This is a genomic window from Nocardia sp. NPDC005366 (genome assembly GCF_040606855.1).
In the GTDB taxonomy this organism is placed as follows: Bacteria; Actinomycetota; Actinomycetes; order Mycobacteriales; family Mycobacteriaceae; genus Nocardia.
Genome location: NZ_JBEXFQ010000002.1, coordinates 190,935 through 205,620 on the forward strand (window position 1 = coordinate 190,935; position 14,686 = coordinate 205,620).

The 14,686-nt window shown below is 66.4% G+C and carries 13 protein-coding genes and 2 tRNA genes; 8 read left to right on the top strand and 7 right to left on the bottom strand.

Going from position 1 to position 14,686, the window contains the following annotated elements:
* Positions 1-33 precede the first annotated feature (33 nt).
* Positions 34-2,208 carry an RNA degradosome polyphosphate kinase gene (locus ABZS43_RS03150; protein ID WP_355034145.1) on the top strand — a complete coding sequence of 725 codons (2,175 nt, stop codon included), beginning with the start codon at positions 34-36 and terminating at the stop codon, positions 2,206-2,208.
* Complete coding sequence (locus ABZS43_RS03155) at positions 2,205-3,170, top strand: bifunctional NUDIX hydrolase/histidine phosphatase family protein (protein WP_355034146.1); 966 nt, start codon at positions 2,205-2,207, stop codon at positions 3,168-3,170. Before ABZS43_RS03150 ends, ABZS43_RS03155 begins: the two co-directional genes overlap by 4 nt.
* A gap of 151 nt (positions 3,171-3,321) precedes the next feature.
* Here the strand turns inward: ABZS43_RS03155 and ABZS43_RS03160 are convergent, their stop codons facing one another.
* The 3 genes from ABZS43_RS03160 to leuC all read right to left on the bottom strand — a co-directional run bounded on the left by ABZS43_RS03160 (position 3,322) and on the right by leuC (position 6,274).
* Positions 3,322-4,002 (bottom strand): HU family DNA-binding protein, encoded by a 681-nt coding sequence (locus ABZS43_RS03160; protein ID WP_355034147.1) that lies wholly within the window; start codon positions 4,000-4,002, stop codon positions 3,322-3,324.
* A gap of 157 nt (positions 4,003-4,159) precedes the next feature.
* Positions 4,160-4,768: a 3-isopropylmalate dehydratase small subunit gene (gene leuD, locus ABZS43_RS03165; RefSeq protein ID WP_355034148.1), complete on the bottom strand. Its 609-nt coding sequence runs from the start codon at positions 4,766-4,768 to the stop codon at positions 4,160-4,162.
* 81 nt (positions 4,769-4,849) lie between these two features.
* Positions 4,850-6,274 carry a 3-isopropylmalate dehydratase large subunit gene (gene leuC / locus ABZS43_RS03170; protein WP_355034149.1) on the bottom strand — a complete coding sequence of 475 codons (1,425 nt, stop codon included), beginning with the start codon at positions 6,272-6,274 and terminating at the stop codon, positions 4,850-4,852.
* 269 nt (positions 6,275-6,543) lie between these two features.
* Between leuC and ABZS43_RS03175 the strand changes: the two genes are divergently transcribed.
* From ABZS43_RS03175 to ABZS43_RS03185, 3 genes are all read left to right on the top strand, one after another.
* The gene (locus ABZS43_RS03175; protein ID WP_355034150.1) at positions 6,544-7,245 is read left to right on the top strand and encodes an IclR family transcriptional regulator; all 702 of its coding nucleotides are present in this window, start codon (positions 6,544-6,546) and stop codon (positions 7,243-7,245) included.
* A 33-nt stretch (positions 7,246-7,278) separates the two neighbouring features.
* Positions 7,279-7,779 carry a PPOX class F420-dependent oxidoreductase gene (locus ABZS43_RS03180; protein WP_355034151.1) on the top strand — a complete coding sequence of 167 codons (501 nt, stop codon included), beginning with the start codon at positions 7,279-7,281 and terminating at the stop codon, positions 7,777-7,779.
* Positions 7,780-7,907: 128 nt separating this feature from the next.
* Positions 7,908-8,090, top strand: a complete 183-nt coding sequence (locus ABZS43_RS03185) for a DUF5302 domain-containing protein (protein WP_355034152.1) — start codon at positions 7,908-7,910, stop codon at positions 8,088-8,090.
* Positions 8,091-8,547: 457 nt separating this feature from the next.
* Here ABZS43_RS03185 and ABZS43_RS03190 read toward each other — a convergent pair.
* The 4 genes from ABZS43_RS03190 to ABZS43_RS03205 form a co-directional block, all read right to left on the bottom strand.
* A tRNA-Glu gene (locus ABZS43_RS03190) sits at positions 8,548-8,620 on the bottom strand.
* Between the two features lie 150 nt (positions 8,621-8,770).
* Positions 8,771-8,842, bottom strand: a tRNA-Gln gene (locus ABZS43_RS03195).
* A 129-nt stretch (positions 8,843-8,971) separates the two neighbouring features.
* Complete coding sequence (gene gltX, locus ABZS43_RS03200) at positions 8,972-10,447, bottom strand: glutamate--tRNA ligase (RefSeq protein WP_355034153.1); 1,476 nt, start codon at positions 10,445-10,447, stop codon at positions 8,972-8,974.
* 29 nt (positions 10,448-10,476) lie between these two features.
* Positions 10,477-11,262, bottom strand: coding sequence for a fumarylacetoacetate hydrolase family protein (locus ABZS43_RS03205; protein WP_355034154.1), 786 nt, complete (start codon positions 11,260-11,262; stop codon positions 10,477-10,479).
* A gap of 345 nt (positions 11,263-11,607) precedes the next feature.
* On the opposite strand from ABZS43_RS03205, the gene ABZS43_RS03210 reads away from it, so the two are divergent.
* From ABZS43_RS03210 to ABZS43_RS03220, 3 genes are all read left to right on the top strand, one after another.
* Positions 11,608-12,795, top strand: coding sequence for an MFS transporter (locus ABZS43_RS03210; protein ID WP_355034155.1), 1,188 nt, complete (start codon positions 11,608-11,610; stop codon positions 12,793-12,795).
* Positions 12,796-12,894: 99 nt separating this feature from the next.
* Entirely contained in the window at positions 12,895-13,968 is a 1,074-nt protein-coding gene (locus ABZS43_RS03215) for an ADP-ribosylglycohydrolase family protein (protein ID WP_355034156.1), read from the top strand.
* Between the two features lie 64 nt (positions 13,969-14,032).
* Positions 14,033-14,671 carry a hypothetical protein gene (locus tag ABZS43_RS03220; RefSeq protein WP_355034157.1) on the top strand — a complete coding sequence of 213 codons (639 nt, stop codon included), beginning with the start codon at positions 14,033-14,035 and terminating at the stop codon, positions 14,669-14,671.
* Positions 14,672-14,686: the final 15 nt, after the last annotated feature.

Here is a 14,686-nt window from a genome sequence, read left to right on the forward strand (position 1 = left end):
GTGTCGGCGTGCAATCGGACCGATGAGTAGGGGATGATCGGTGACGTGAGCGATACGGAAACTGTCAAGCAACAACAGTTGCTTCCCACACCGCCGCCCGCTGCGACGCCACCTTTGGCGGATTCGGCCGAGCAACGGTTGCCACGTGATCGCTACCTCAACAGAGAACTCAGCTGGCTCGACTTCAACGCCCGGGTTCTCGCCCTCGCGGAGGACTCCTCACTGCCTTTGCTGGAACGTGCGAAATTCCTGGCGATCTTCGCGTCCAATCTCGACGAGTTCTACATGGTTCGGGTCGCGGGCCTCAAGCGCCGCGCCGAGACCGGGCTTTCGGTCCGTTCTGCGGATGGTCGCTCGCCGACCGAGCAGTTGGAGATGATCGCGGCCAGGGCCCAGGAGATCGCTGACCGGCACGCCAGGGTCTTCCTGAATTCGGTACTGCCCGCGCTGACCGCCGAGGGCATCGCGATCATCGACTGGTCCGATCTCGATGACGACGAGCGCACCCGTCTCTCGGGCCATTTCCAGGATCAGGTCTTCCCGGTTCTCACCCCGCTCGCGGTGGACCCGGCCCACCCCTTCCCCTACATCAGCGGGCTGAGTCTCAACCTCGCGGTGACGGTGAAGGACGCGGCGACCGGCGGCGAACATTTCGCCAGGGTCAAGGTGCCCGACAATGTGGACCGCTTCGTCCGCGTGCGGCGCACCGAGCCGGGTTCGCCCATCGCCGCCTTCCTCCCGATGGAAGCGCTCATCGCCGCACATCTCGATCTGCTCTTCCCCGGCATGGAAGTAGTCGAACACCACTCCTTCCGCATCACCCGCAACGCCGATTTCGAGGTCGACGAGGATCGCGACGAGGATTTGCTGCAAGCGCTGGAGCGGGAACTGGCCCGTCGCCGCTTCGGTTCCCCCGTGCGGCTCGAAGTCTCCGACGATATGACCGAGCACATGCTCGATCTGCTGCTGCGCGAACTCGATGTCGATCCCGGCGACGTCATCCAGGTGCCGGGATTACTAGACCTATCCTGCCTATGGCAGGTATACGGCGTCGATCGGCCCAACCTCAAGGACACCCCGTACGTCCCCGTCACCCCCGCCGCGTTCGGCGAGCGCGAGACCCCACGCAATGTCTTCCAGGCGCTGCGCGAGGGCGATGTGCTGGTGCACCACCCGTACGACTCGTTCTCCACCAGCGTGCAGCGTTTCATCGAACAGGCCGCCGCCGACCCGCAGGTGCTGGCGATCAAGCAGACCCTGTACCGCACCTCCGGTGACTCCCCGATCGTCAACGCGCTCATCGACGCCGCCGAGGCCGGTAAACAGGTCGTCGCGCTGGTCGAGATCAAAGCTCGTTTCGACGAGCAGGCCAACATCAAATGGGCACGCGCGCTGGAGCAGGCGGGCGTACACGTCGTCTACGGCCTGATCGGCCTGAAGACGCACTGCAAGACCTGCCTCGTGGTGCGCCGCGAGGGTTCGACCATTCGCCGCTACTGCCACATCGGCACGGGCAATTACAACCCGAAGACAGCACGCCTCTACGAGGACGTCGGATTACTCACCGCCGCACCGGAAATCGGCGCCGATCTGACCGACCTGTTCAATTCGCTGACCGGCTACTCCCGAAAAGCCAACTACCGCAACCTGCTTGTCGCACCGCAGGGCGTGCGCGCGGGCATCATCGATCGGATCCAGCGCGAGACGGAACTGGCCCGCGATGGCGCCGAGGCCCGAATCCGCCTGAAGGCCAACGCGATCGTCGACGAGCAGATCATCGACGCGCTGTACCGCGCTTCGCAGGCGGGGGTGCCGGTGCAGATCCTGGTACGCGGTATCTGCGGCCTGCGCCCCGGTGTGCCGGGTATGAGCGACAACATCGAGGTGCGCTCGATACTCGGTCGCTTCCTGGAACATTCGCGGGTCATGCACTTCCAGGCGCAGGACCAATACTGGATCGGCAGCGCCGACATGATGCATCGCAATCTGGACCGGCGCGTGGAAGTCATGGCGCAAGTGAAGGATCCGCGGCTGAGCGGGCAGTTGAGCGAGGTCTTCGAATCGGCGCTGCATCCCGCCACCCGCAGCTGGGAACTGCGCGCCGACGGCAGCTGGCACGCCTGGCCGCAGCAGGCGGGTACCGACGGCGTCGAAGTCAGAGACCATCAGGAGTTCCTCATGCGGCTGCGGAGACCGGAACAGCAGTGAACGGCCCGACCGGATACGAAGCAGAGGGCCCGTTCTGGGATCCCCGAGTCAGAGCCAACATTCACGCCGCGGGCGCGGTGTTGTGGCGGCCGTCGTCGCAGGATTCGCGCGGCATCGAGATCGCCGTGGTACATCGGCCGAAATATCAGGACTGGTCACTGCCGAAGGGCAAACTCGATCCCGGCGAGACGCCGATCATGGCCGCGGTGCGTGAAGTCGGAGAGGAAACGGGCCTGCGTTGCCGGCTCGGCCGCTATCTGGGCCACGTGACCTATCCGGTGCCGGGTCATCGCAGGCTCAAGCGGGTCGACTACTGGGCCGCGCAGGTCACCGGTGGCGATTTCACCGTCAACTCCGAAGTCGACGTCCTGCACTGGCACCCGCTGGATCGGGTGATGGACGAACTCTCCTACCCGATGGACCGACAGGTGGTGCGCGCCTTCGCCCGACTGCCCGCGCACACCGCCACGCTGCTGCTGGTTCGGCACGCGAAGGCCGGACGTCGGGACCGGTTCGACGGGCCCGACGATGAACGCCCCCTCGAGCGGGCCGGATCGGCCCAGGCCGAGGCGTTGATACCGAATCTACTTGCCTTCGGCGCCGAGGAGGTCTACTCGGCGAATCCGCTGCGCTGCGTGCAGACGGTCCGGCCGCTGGCCGAGAAATTGGGCACCGACATCGTGCTGGAGCCGCTGCTGTCCGAAACCGGCTATGCGGCGGATACCGACGGGGCCAGGCAGCGGGCCGCTTCCCTGGTCTCCGATCACGCGGTGCGGGTTGTCTGCAGCCAGGGCAAGGTCATCCCGGATCTGCTGGCCTGGTGGGCGAAAAAAGACGGTCTCACCTTGCAACCTGCCCGAAATCGCAAGGGCAGCGTGTGGGTGTTGTCGTTCGTCGGCGGCACACTGGTCGCCGCCGACCATCTGGATCGCTCGATATCCACCGACGTCGTGCCGGGCTGACCGGGCCCCGACCGTAGGCACAGCGGGCGAGAACAACCGCGATCGAGCGACGGCCCCGGAGGTGATCCGGGGCCGTCTCTCTGCGGTATGGCGGGTGATTCGGCTGCGTTGGGGCGAATCGCCCGGCGGCGCTGGACCGCCGATGCTCGGGTCAGCGAGCGCGACGAGCCGGGGCCTTCTTGGCCGCGGTCTTCTTGGCGGGCGCCTTCTTCGCGGCCGTCCCGGTGGCCTTCTTGGCGGCGGCCGCGGTGGTCTTCTTGGCCGCCGTCGTCTTCTTGGCCGGTGCGGCCTTCTTCACCACGGCCTTGGCCGCCGTCGTCTTCTTGGCGGGCGCCTTCTTGGCGGCCGTCTTGGTCGCAGTCGCCTTGCGAGCGGCGGTCTTTGCCGGGGCCTTGGCCGCTGCCCGCTTGGCCGTCGTCTTGGCGGGCGCCTTGGTGGCGGTCGCCTTCTTGGCGGCGGTCTTCTTGGCCGCTGCCTTCTTGGCGGCGGTCTTCTTGGCCGCCACAGGGGCATTCACGCCCCGCTTGACCGCAGGACCGCTCGCGGCAAGTTTCTGCTTGCCCGCGATAACGGCCTTGAATTGGGCGCCGGGTCGGAACGCGGGCACCGAAGTCGGCTTGACCTTGACGGTTTCGCCGGTGCGCGGGTTCCGAGCCACACGGGCTGCACGCTTTCGCTGTTCGAACACACCGAAACCAGTGATCGTGACGCTCTGGCCTTTATGCACCGCGCGCACGATGGTGTCGACAACATGCTCGACTGCCGCGGTAGCCGTGCGCCTGTCCGTACCCAACTTTTCGGTCAGAACGTCGATCAGTTCCGCCTTGTTCATTGAATCCTCCGCAGACTAATGGCCCGTCGTCGGACCGACTAGGTACCACGGTAAACCCACTTTGAGCAAGAGTCTATGTGCCACGCCAAAATTCATCGTGGTTTAGCACACGTCTAGCTACCGCCTCCGGTGCTATCCAGCTATCGGCACCCAGTGATTACGCCGGTGAAATACGCGCGGGGAGGGTGGTGGGCTTCCAACTCGGCCTTACCTTTTCGAACTCGGTGATGACGTCGCGACGCCGCAGCGTAAGACCGATGTCGTCCAAACCTTCCAGCAGACGCCAGCGGGTGTAGTCATCAATTTCGAACGGCAACACGACGGTTCCAACCGTCACCGTTCGCGCTTCGAGGTCTACTACCAATTCGATGCCGGGTTGTTCCTCGATCATCTTCCAGAGCAATTCGACATCGTTCTGTGACATCTGCGCGGCCAACAACCCGCCCTTACCCGCATTGCCGCGGAAGATGTCGGCGAAGCGCGACGAGATGACCACCCGAAAGCCGTAGTCCGACAGCGCCCATACCGCGTGCTCTCGGGAGGATCCCGTTCCGAAATCCGGGCCTGCCACCAGAACGCTGCCACGGTTGTACGGCTCGGTGTTCAGAATGAAGTGCGGATCGTTGCGCCACGCGGCGAAGAGTCCGTCCTCGAATCCGGTTCTGGTCACCCGCTTCAGGTACACCGCCGGGATGATCTGGTCGGTATCGACATTGGATCGGCGCAACGGCACCCCGATCCCCTTGTGAACGGTGAAAGCTTCCATCAGATTCTCCTGGGTAAGTAGAGATAATCCCGGGCCGTCAGCGGCCGAAGATCGCCGCGTACGGCCCGGATACGGCTGAATTCAGTCCAGATCCGCAGGCGAGGACAGAGTTCCACGGACCGCCGTCGCGGCGGCCACCAGCGGGGAAACCAGGTGGGTACGGCCGCCCTTGCCCTGCCTGCCCTCGAAGTTCCTGTTCGACGTGGAAGCACAGCGCTGACCCGGCGAAAGCTGATCCGGATTCATTCCGAGACACATCGAGCATCCGGCCTGCCGCCATTCGGCGCCGGCCGCGTCGAAAATCTCGCCCAATCCTTCTTTTTCCGCCTGTGCGCGAACCCGCATCGAGCCCGGTACAACCAGCATTCGGACCCCGCTCGCGACGCGGCGGCCCTTCAAAATGCTCGCCACGGCACGCAAATCCTCGATACGGCCGTTGGTGCAGGAACCGACGAATACGGTGTCGACCGAGACATCCCGCAACGGAGTTCCCGGCGTCAAATCCATGTATCGCAGTGCTTTCTCCGCCGAATCGCGCGCCCCCTCGTCGGCGATCTCGGCCGGATCCGGCACGGTATCCGCCAGCGGGGCGCCCTGACCGGGGTTGGTGCCCCAGGTGACGAACGGGGACAGCGTGCTCGCGTCGAGATGGACTTCCGCGTCGAAAACAGCGCCCTCGTCGGTCTTCAGCGCGTCCCAGGCGGCCACTGCGGCATCCCAGTCGTCCCCCTGCGGGGCGTGCGGGCGGCCCTTGATGAATTCGTAGGTGATCTCGTCCGGCGCCACCATGCCCGCCCGCGCGCCCGCTTCGATGGACATGTTGCACATGGTCATCCGCGCCTCCATGGACATGGCGCGCACCGCCTCGCCCCGGTACTCCAGCACGTAGCCCTGGCCGCCGCCGGTGCCGATCTGGGCGATCACAGCCAGGATCACGTCTTTACTGGTGACGCCATCGGGCAGCGTGCCGTCGATATTGATGGCCATGGTCTTGAACGGCCGCAGCGACAACGTCTGCGTGGCGAGCACGTGTTCGACCTCGGAGGTGCCGATACCCATCGCCAGCGCGCCGAACGCGCCGTGCGTGGAGGTGTGGCTGTCGCCGCAGACCACGGTGGTGCCGGGCTGGGTCAGGCCGAGCTGCGGGCCGACGACGTGGACGATGCCCTGATCCGGATCGCCCATCGGATGCAGCCGGATGCCGAATTCCTCGCAGTTGCGGCGCAGCGTCTCGACCTGTGTGCGCGACACGGGGTCGGCGATCGGCTTATCGATGTCGATGGTGGGGACGTTGTGGTCCTCGGTCGCGATGGTCAGATCGGGGCGGCGCACCGGTCGGCCGGCGGCGCGCAGGCCGTCGAAGGCCTGCGGGCTCGTCACCTCGTGCACGAGGTGGAGGTCGATGTAGATCAAATCGGGTTCGCGCGAGGCGCCCTCACCCTCTCCGCGGGCGACGACATGTTCTTCCCACACCTTCTCGGCCAGGGTGCGTGGGCGGTCGGCCATTTTCTCGATCACCTTTCGGACGGACAACCGGATCACGCGCTCTGGGCTGAGAGCGCGCCGCCGGCTGCACACGTTGTTGACAGCGGTGTCCCGGATGACGGATCGAGCCGCATCGCTCGGTGTCGCTCGCGACCCCCGGGGGGCCACATCGACCGCGATGCCCGCTTTCTCCCGCTGGACGCCCCCACGGGGGATTCCCAGCAGCGGATTCCCAGCAGTGGGATTACCAGCAGTGGGATTCCCAGCATCCGAGACGCTAGTATCGTTCTATGAGACAGCATAGCGGTATCGGGGTCCTCGACAAAGCAGTGGCGGTGCTCTACGCCGTCGCCGAGCACCCCTGTGGTCTCAACGAACTGTGCACTCGCACCGGCCTGCCTCGGGCCACCGCGCACCGTCTGGCGGTCGGCCTGGAACTACACCGCCTGCTGGCCAGGGACAGCAACGGACTGTGGCGACCCGGGCCGGCCCTCGCCGAACTCGCCGCGGGCGCCTCCGATCCGCTGCAGGAGGCCGCAGGTGCCATCCTGCCGCGTCTGCGTGAGATCACCGGCGAGAGCGTCCAGCTCTACTGCCGTGACGGAAATGCGCGGGTCTGCATCGCGGCACTGGAGCCGCCGGTCGGATTGCGCGATACCGTCCCCATCGGCGCTCGGCTGCCGCTCACCGCGGGTTCGGCCGCCAAGGTCCTGCTGGCCTGGGCCGATCCGGAATTGCAGCGGACCATCCTCGCCGACGCGGTGTTCGGTGATCGGGCACTGGCCGAGGTGCGCAAACGCGGCTGGGCGCAGAGCGCCGCGGAGCGCGCGGCCGGTGTGGCCAGCGTATCGGCACCGGTTCGCGATACCGCGGGCAACGTCGTGGCCGCGGTATCGGTCTCCGGCCCCATCGATCGGATGGGTCGCAGGCCGGGCGCCCGCTGGGCCGCCGATCTGGTGGCCGCGGCCGAGGCGCTGCACAAACGTCTATAACACGTTCCAGCCGACGCGTTCTACAGTTGGCCCATGGGAGTCAACCGGCGGGCACAGATCGTGATGTCCGATATCGAGATCACCGAATTCCTCGAGCGCAGCCGCGTCGCGACCATGGCCACCATCGGACCGCAGGGCAGACCGCATCTGATCGCCATGTGGTACGCCCTGATCGACGGCGAGGTGTGGTTCGAGACGAAGGCCAAATCACAGAAGGCACTCAACCTGCGGCGCGACCCCCGCATCACCTGCATGGTGGAAGCGGGCGACACCTACGACCAGCTGCGCGGCGTCTCGCTCGAGGGCAACGCCGAGATCATCGACGACCCGGACAAGCTGTTCGCGGTCGGTGTGAGCGTCTGGGAGCGCTACACCGGCCCCTACAGCGAGGAGATGCGTCCGGGAGTCGAGGCCATGCTGCACAAACGGGTCGCGATCCGTGTGGTTCCCGAACGTGTGCGCAGCTGGGATCACCGCAAGCTCGGCATGCCCGCCATGCCACTCGGCGGAACCACTGCCGCGCCCACCGCGTGACGCGACGCGAGGCGTAATCCGGCTGACAGCTGTCGCGGCGCGCACTAACGTCGTTTCGGTGCGACACGAATCGGCCGTATACCGTGTCCGAGGACGCGGCCTTCGGCCGCGATGACGAGGAGCAGGCGATGACGGATTCGGATAGTTCCAATGGCAGTGCCGACGAAGTGAAACGCAAGTTCAAAGAGGTGCTGGAACGCAAGAACTCCCAGAACGCCCGGGCGAACGAGCACCTCGACGGTCGCTCCAAGGCCGCCGCACCCCACGGCAACGCCAGCCACAAGCGGGAGTTCCGCCGCAAGAGCGGATAGCCACGACCTTCCGTACGCCGCCCGTCGGCGCCGGAAGCCGTCCGAAAGAGCCCTCCGGGTCAGACCCGTGGGGCTCTTTTCGCGTGCTGGGTCCCGAGGCACCGGGGGCGCTCGGCCCGCGAGCACGCGCCCTCCCTCGCCCCGCAGGAATCGGACGATTCCTTCCCGAGCAAACCCCGGCAACTCCGAAAAACACCCCGCCGAATCTCCGAACAAGATCATCGAAAGAACATCGGGCCGCCAGGGCGAACACCCCCGAAAACAATCCCCCTCCACCAATTGACTTAGACCGCAAGAATTTTCGGGAGCCGACCACAATCAGGGGAGAAGCGAGACGCGGCGTGGCGAAGTCCCCGGCGCGTGGCAGCGCGCGAGCCAAGGCGCGGGGGCGCGACCCCGCGAGCCATCGCGATGCAGAAAAGGCTCACACTCCGCGAGTGTGAGCCTTCTTCATGCGTAGCCCCGACGGGATTCGAACCCGCGCTACCGCCTTGAGAGGGCGGCGTCCTAGGCCGCTAGACGACGGGGCCAGGACTTGATCTCCCGCATTACGCGGGGATCAACCGGTGATCTTTCGATCTGTGGAAGCTCGGTTAGCTTAACCGACCGAAGCTCGGCGACCAAATCGCCGGATGCTGAACTACTTTCGGTCGCGAACCGAGAGATGTGCAACATTTCCGCTGGGGTACCAGGACTCGAACCTAGAACGGCTGAACCAGAATCAGCTGTGTTGCCAATTACACCATACCCCAATGACCAGGACGTCAGCCCCGAGCCTGGCTGGCTTCGGGGCCGTGTTCCGGCCGAGAAGAAGAGTACCAAACCTCGGCAGGTAAACTACAAATCGCCTGGTCAGAGCCATACTTTCGGTGATTTTGCGGTTATCGGACGGTGGCGGCCCACTCTCGCGCGGAGCGCAGCCGGTCCAGCGATATCTCCCGCCCGAGCAGTTCGAGCGACTCGTACAGCGGCGGGCTGATATGCGATCCGGTCACCGCGACGCGCACCGGCGCGAAAGCCTTACGCGGTTTGAGCCCCAGATCCTCGATCAGCGCGATTTTGAGCGCCTCCTCGATGGCGGGGGTCGCCCAGGCGGGCAGAACCTCCAGCGCGGCGATCGCGGCGTCGAGCACCTGGGTGGCCTCCGCACCGAGATTCTTCGCTGCCGCCGCGGGATCGACGGCGAACTCCTCGGCGGGTACGAACAGGAATCGCAGCAGATCCCACGCATCGGAAAGTACGACGATCCTTGTTTGCACCAAGTCCGCCGCCGCGGCGAACAACTTGTCATCGATCTCGGCCCCGATATGGCCGTGCCGCGTCAGGAACTCGCGCAGTCGATGTGCGAAATCTCCGGACTCCAGCATTCTGATGTGCTCGGCGTTCAGCGCATCGGCCTTCTTCTGATCGAAACGGGCCGGATTCGAATTCACTTTCGATATGTCGAACGCCTCGACCATCTCCGCCATCGAGAACACATCGTGATCGTCCGAGATGCCCCAGCCGAGTAGTGCCAGGTAATTCAGCAAACCCTCGGGAATGAATCCGCGATCCCGGTGGGCGAACAGATTGGATTCCGGATCGCGCTTGGACAACTTCTTGTTACCGTGCCCCATTACGAATGGCAGGTGACCGAACTCGGGGGTGAACTCGGCGACGCCGATCCGCTGCAATGCGGCATAGAGCGCGAGCTGACGCGGAGTGGAGGAAAGCAAATCCTCGCCGCGCAATACGTGCGTGATCCGCATCATCGCGTCGTCGACCGGATTCACCAGGGTGTAGAGCGGGTCGCCGTTGCCGCGGGTCAGGGCGAAGTCAGGAACCGTCCCACCCTTGGAGGTGATCTCGCCGCGTACCAGATCGCGCCAGCCGAGATCGGTATCCGGCATCCGCAGCCGGATCACCGCGGGGCGCCCCTTATCGCGGTAGGCCTCGATCGCCTCGGGTGTGAGATCGCGGTCGAAATTGTCGTAGCCGAGCTTCGGATCCCGGCCCGCGGCGCGGTGGCGGGCCTCGACTTCCTCGGGGGTCGAGAAGGATTCGTACGCCTCGCCCGCTTCGAGGAGTCTCCGTACGACGTCGAGATGCAGCTCACGCCGCCGCGACTGCCGATACGGCTCGTACGGGCCGCCGACCTCCGGCCCCTCGTCCCAGGTGAGCCCGAGCCAGCGCAGCGCGTCGAGGATGGCCGTATAGGATTCCTCGGAATCGCGTGCGGCGTCGGTGTCTTCGATGCGGAAGACGAATGTGCCACCGGTGTGGCGGGCATAGGCCCAGTTGAACAGCGCCGTTCGGATCAGGCCGACGTGCGGTGTTCCGGTCGGTGACGGGCAGAAGCGGACCCGTACTTCAGTCATGGCTCTCTCTCGGCTCGTTCGAGCGGTCGCTAGCGGTGTTTGGTCGCAACGGAATTGGTCAGGGTGCCGATACCCTCGACGGTCACGGACACCTGCTGTCCGGACCGCATCGGGCCGACGCCCTCGGGCGTTCCGGTGAGGATCACATCACCCGGCAGCAGGGTCATCACCGTGGTCACCCATTCGATGAGCTTCGGAATATCGTGCAGCAGAAGCGAGGTGCGGCTACGCTGCTTCACCTCGCCGTCGAGTTCGGTGACGATCTCCAGATCCGATGGGTCGACGGCGGTTTCGATCCACGGACCGAGCGGGCAGAACGTGTCGTAACCTTTCGCGCGGGTCCACTGCCCGTCCTTGCGTTGCTGATCCCGTGCGGTGACGTCGTTGGCGACGGTGTACCCGAGGATCACGTCCAGCGCGCGGGCGGCGGGCACATCCTTGCATGGACGGCCGATGACGACGGCCAGTTCACCCTCGTAATCCACCTGGGATGAGCTGGGCGGCAGGATGATCGAGGCGTTGGGACCGACGATCGAGGTGCTCGGCTTCATGAAGATTACCGGCTCTTCCGGTGCGGGACCACCCATTTCCGCCGCGTGCGCCGCGTAGTTCTTGCCGATGCAGACCACCTTGCTGGCGAGGATCGGCGCGAGCATCCGCACATCGGCCAGCGGCCAACTGCGGCCGGTGAACGTCGGAGTGCCGAAGGGATGCTCGGCGATCTCCCTGGCGGTGAGCGACGCGGCCTCGCTTCCCTCCCCCTCGATGCTGACGAACGCGACCCCATCGGGACTGGCAACTCGACCTAGACGCATGCCCGGCAGTCTATCGACCGGTCTCCACCTGCCCGAACGCGCCCGACCGAGCGGTCCGAAACGCGATCGGGACACCGAACCCGCACCGCGAGCCGCACCGCCAGCCGCACCGCGAACGCAGCCGACCGCCGAGATCACACAGTGATCACGACCGGCGGGCTCGACAGACTCTCCGCAGGTCGAGACCGATGCCCGAATACCGCCAGATGTGACAAGTTCGACATCTATTCGTTCGAAATCGACTTGCCCGCAGGGTGTAGCGTATCGCCAGGAGTTCATTCAATGAGATTTCCATTCCATATATTGGGATGATCGCGAGATGCGCGCGACGGAGAGGTGCGGCCGATGGCTACCGTGACACCGATGCTCGACGTTCGACGGTGGTCCATGCTCGGCCTCGGCGTCTTCGCCCAGGCCTCCAGCGCGGTATTCGTCCACGGGGTGCCCTTCCTGCTACCCGCGCTCACCGACGGCGGCATGTCGCTACCGACCGCAGGCCTGCTGGTGGCCATGCCCACGGTCGGCCTGGTCTGCACGCTGATCGCCTGGGGATACGTGGTCGACCGCATCGGCGAGCACAAGGTGCTGGTCGGCGGGCCGCTGGTCATGCTGGCCGCGGGGTGCGCGGCGGCGGCCACCACGAACCACATCGGGCTCGGCGCCATGCTGTTCCTCGGGGGCGTCGGCGCTGCCAGCACCAACGGCGCGAGCGGGCGGGTCATCGTCGGGTGGTTCCCGCCGCAGCGTCGCGGATTGGCGATGGGCATACGACAAACCGCCCAGCCGATCGGAGTCGGCATCGGGGCCATGGCGATCCCCGCCGTCGCTGCCGCGCACGGTGTCTCGGCCGCCATCCTCGTTCCCGCGATCATGGCCGGATTCGCCGCCGTCGGTTGCTATCTCGGCATCATCGATCCGCCACGGCCCGACGCGAAATCCGCGGACCGCGTGAGCCCTTATCGCGGCGATTCCACCCTGTGGCGCATCCACGCGGTGTCGGTGCTGCTGTGCATACCGCAGGGCGTGGTGTGGACCTTCGCGCTGCTGTGGCTGCACCGGGATATCGGCTGGTCGCTACCGGTGGCGGGCGCACTGGTCACCGTCACGCAGATACTCGGCGCGGGCGGGCGCATCGGCGCGGGCGCGTGGTCGGATCGCGTCGGCAGCCGATTGGGCCCGCTGCGCACGGTGGCCGTGGCCGCGGTGATCTCCATGGCGGCGCTGGGGATCGCCGCGTGGCTGCACTGGTGGTGGGCCGCTGTCCCGCTGCTGATCGCCGCGTCGGTGATCACGGTGTCCGACAACGGCCTCGCCTTCACCGCCGTCGCCGAGATCGCGGGCCCGTACTGGAGCGGGCGCGGCCTCGGCGTCCAGAACACCGGCCAGAACCTCGCGATGGCCGCCATCCCACCGGCTTTCGGCGCGTTGATCACAGCGGGCGGTTTCTCCGCCGCCTATCTGGCCGCCGCCGCGCTGGCGACCGCGGCGATCCCGCTGGTGCCATCGCGTGCGACGAAGACGCCGCGCGCGTAGCTCTTTCGCGGGCAGCCAGGCGTGCCCGCCCGAGTCGTCGGCCCCGGCGACTGTGTGCGGTTGCCACCGATCGCGGGGCGAACCTGACAGGATCGAGTCATGGTGGAGTATGTGGAGATCGTCGACCGCGTGCGCGGCGCACTGCTTGGCGGGGCCATCGGGGACGCACTGGGTTGGCCGATCGAATTCAGGAGCCTGACACAGATCAGGGAACAGCACGGCAGCCTGGGCGTCACCGGATTCCTACCCGATTACGGCCCGCCGCAACAGGTTACCGACGACACCCAGATGACATTGTTCACCGCCGAGGGTTTGTTGCGATGCCCGCCGGGTGCCGACCTCGCACCGGTGATGCGGCGGTCCTACCTACGGTGGCTGCATAGCCAATCCGCCCAGGGACCGGGCGCCTCACCCGATGGCTGGCTGCTGAATCATCGCTTCCTCTACGCGGTTCGGGCCCCCGGCGACACCTGCATGAGCGGACTCGAGCAGCAGCGGCGCGGCTACATCGCGCCGGCTCCGCTCGGCCATCCCGGCCCGGTCAACGCCCATTCGAAGGGCTGCGGAACGGTAATGCGCTCCGCGCCCTTCGGATTGGTCGGCGCCGGTCCGGATAGCGCGTTCGAGTCGGCCGCACGGTGCGCGCAATTGACGCACGGGCACCCCACCGGATATCTGGCGGCCGGGGCGTTCGGTGCGCTGATCGATCGCGTGATGAGTGGCATCGAACTTCGAAAAGCCTTGCGAGAAACCATCGTTCAGGTCGCCTCGATGCCGCGCGGGACACAGACGGCCACCGCGCTCGAACGCGCGCTCACCCTCGCCGACACCGAGCCGCCGACATCGGAGGTCGTCCAGCAGGTGGGGGCGGGCTGGATCGCCGAGGAATGCCTCGCCATCGCCGTGCACTGCGCGCTGCGCGCGGAAACCGAGGATATCCGTACGGCACTGCTGCTTTCGGTCAACCATTCCGGCGACTCCGACTCCACCGGGGCGGTCACCGGCAATCTGCTCGGCGCGATACATGGACTGTCCGGACTGCCACACGAGTGGGCCGCCGGGGTCGAGGGTCGCGACGTGCTCGTCCAGATCGCCGACGACATCGTGGTGGCCTACGTATTGCGCGATCACGCCCGAGTCGCCCAGCGCCACCCCGTCGATCGCGCGACGTAGCGACTACACCCCACGATGTAAAGTCAGCCTTGACACGCCCTCCGTGTCAAGGCAGGCTTTACATATGACCGAAGAATCCCACACCGACGCGCACGACGAGCGTGCGACGCTGGGAGCACTGTTATCCGCCAACGCGGAACTCGTCGTCGGCGTCCTCCGTCCCGCCGAAGGCGCACAACAGGTTCCGGTGCTCGCCGCCCTCACCGCGACCCGCAATCTCGGCAATCTGGTCGATGACATCCTGCACACTTTGGCCCGACAGGCCCGCGAAGAAGGCCACACGTGGGCCGAACTCGGCGACCTGCTCGGCACCTCGCGCCAGGCCGCGTTCCAGCGGTTCAGCGGGCCGATGCCGCCGACCGGACCTTTCCCGCCTCCGCCGCATTTCCCGCCGGGCCCGCACCGCCACCCGAACCAGCCGCGTCCGCCCGCGCCACCGGATCGGCCCCCGCACCACCTGCCCGCACCGCCGGGACCACCCGTTTTTCCTGGACCGGGCGACCGATCGGGCCCGCCGCCGCCCGTGCCGCCGGGTGCGGGAGCACCGCAACACTCGGCCCCGCCGCATCCGCAGCCTCCCGCGCCTCCCGGCGGCGGCACACCGGAACATCCGGCCCCGCCGCATCCGCAGCCTCCCAGCGGCGGAACATCGGATCACTCGGTCGCGCCGCGGTTCCCGAAGCCTCCCAGCCCCCCGCGATAACACAACCCGATCGCG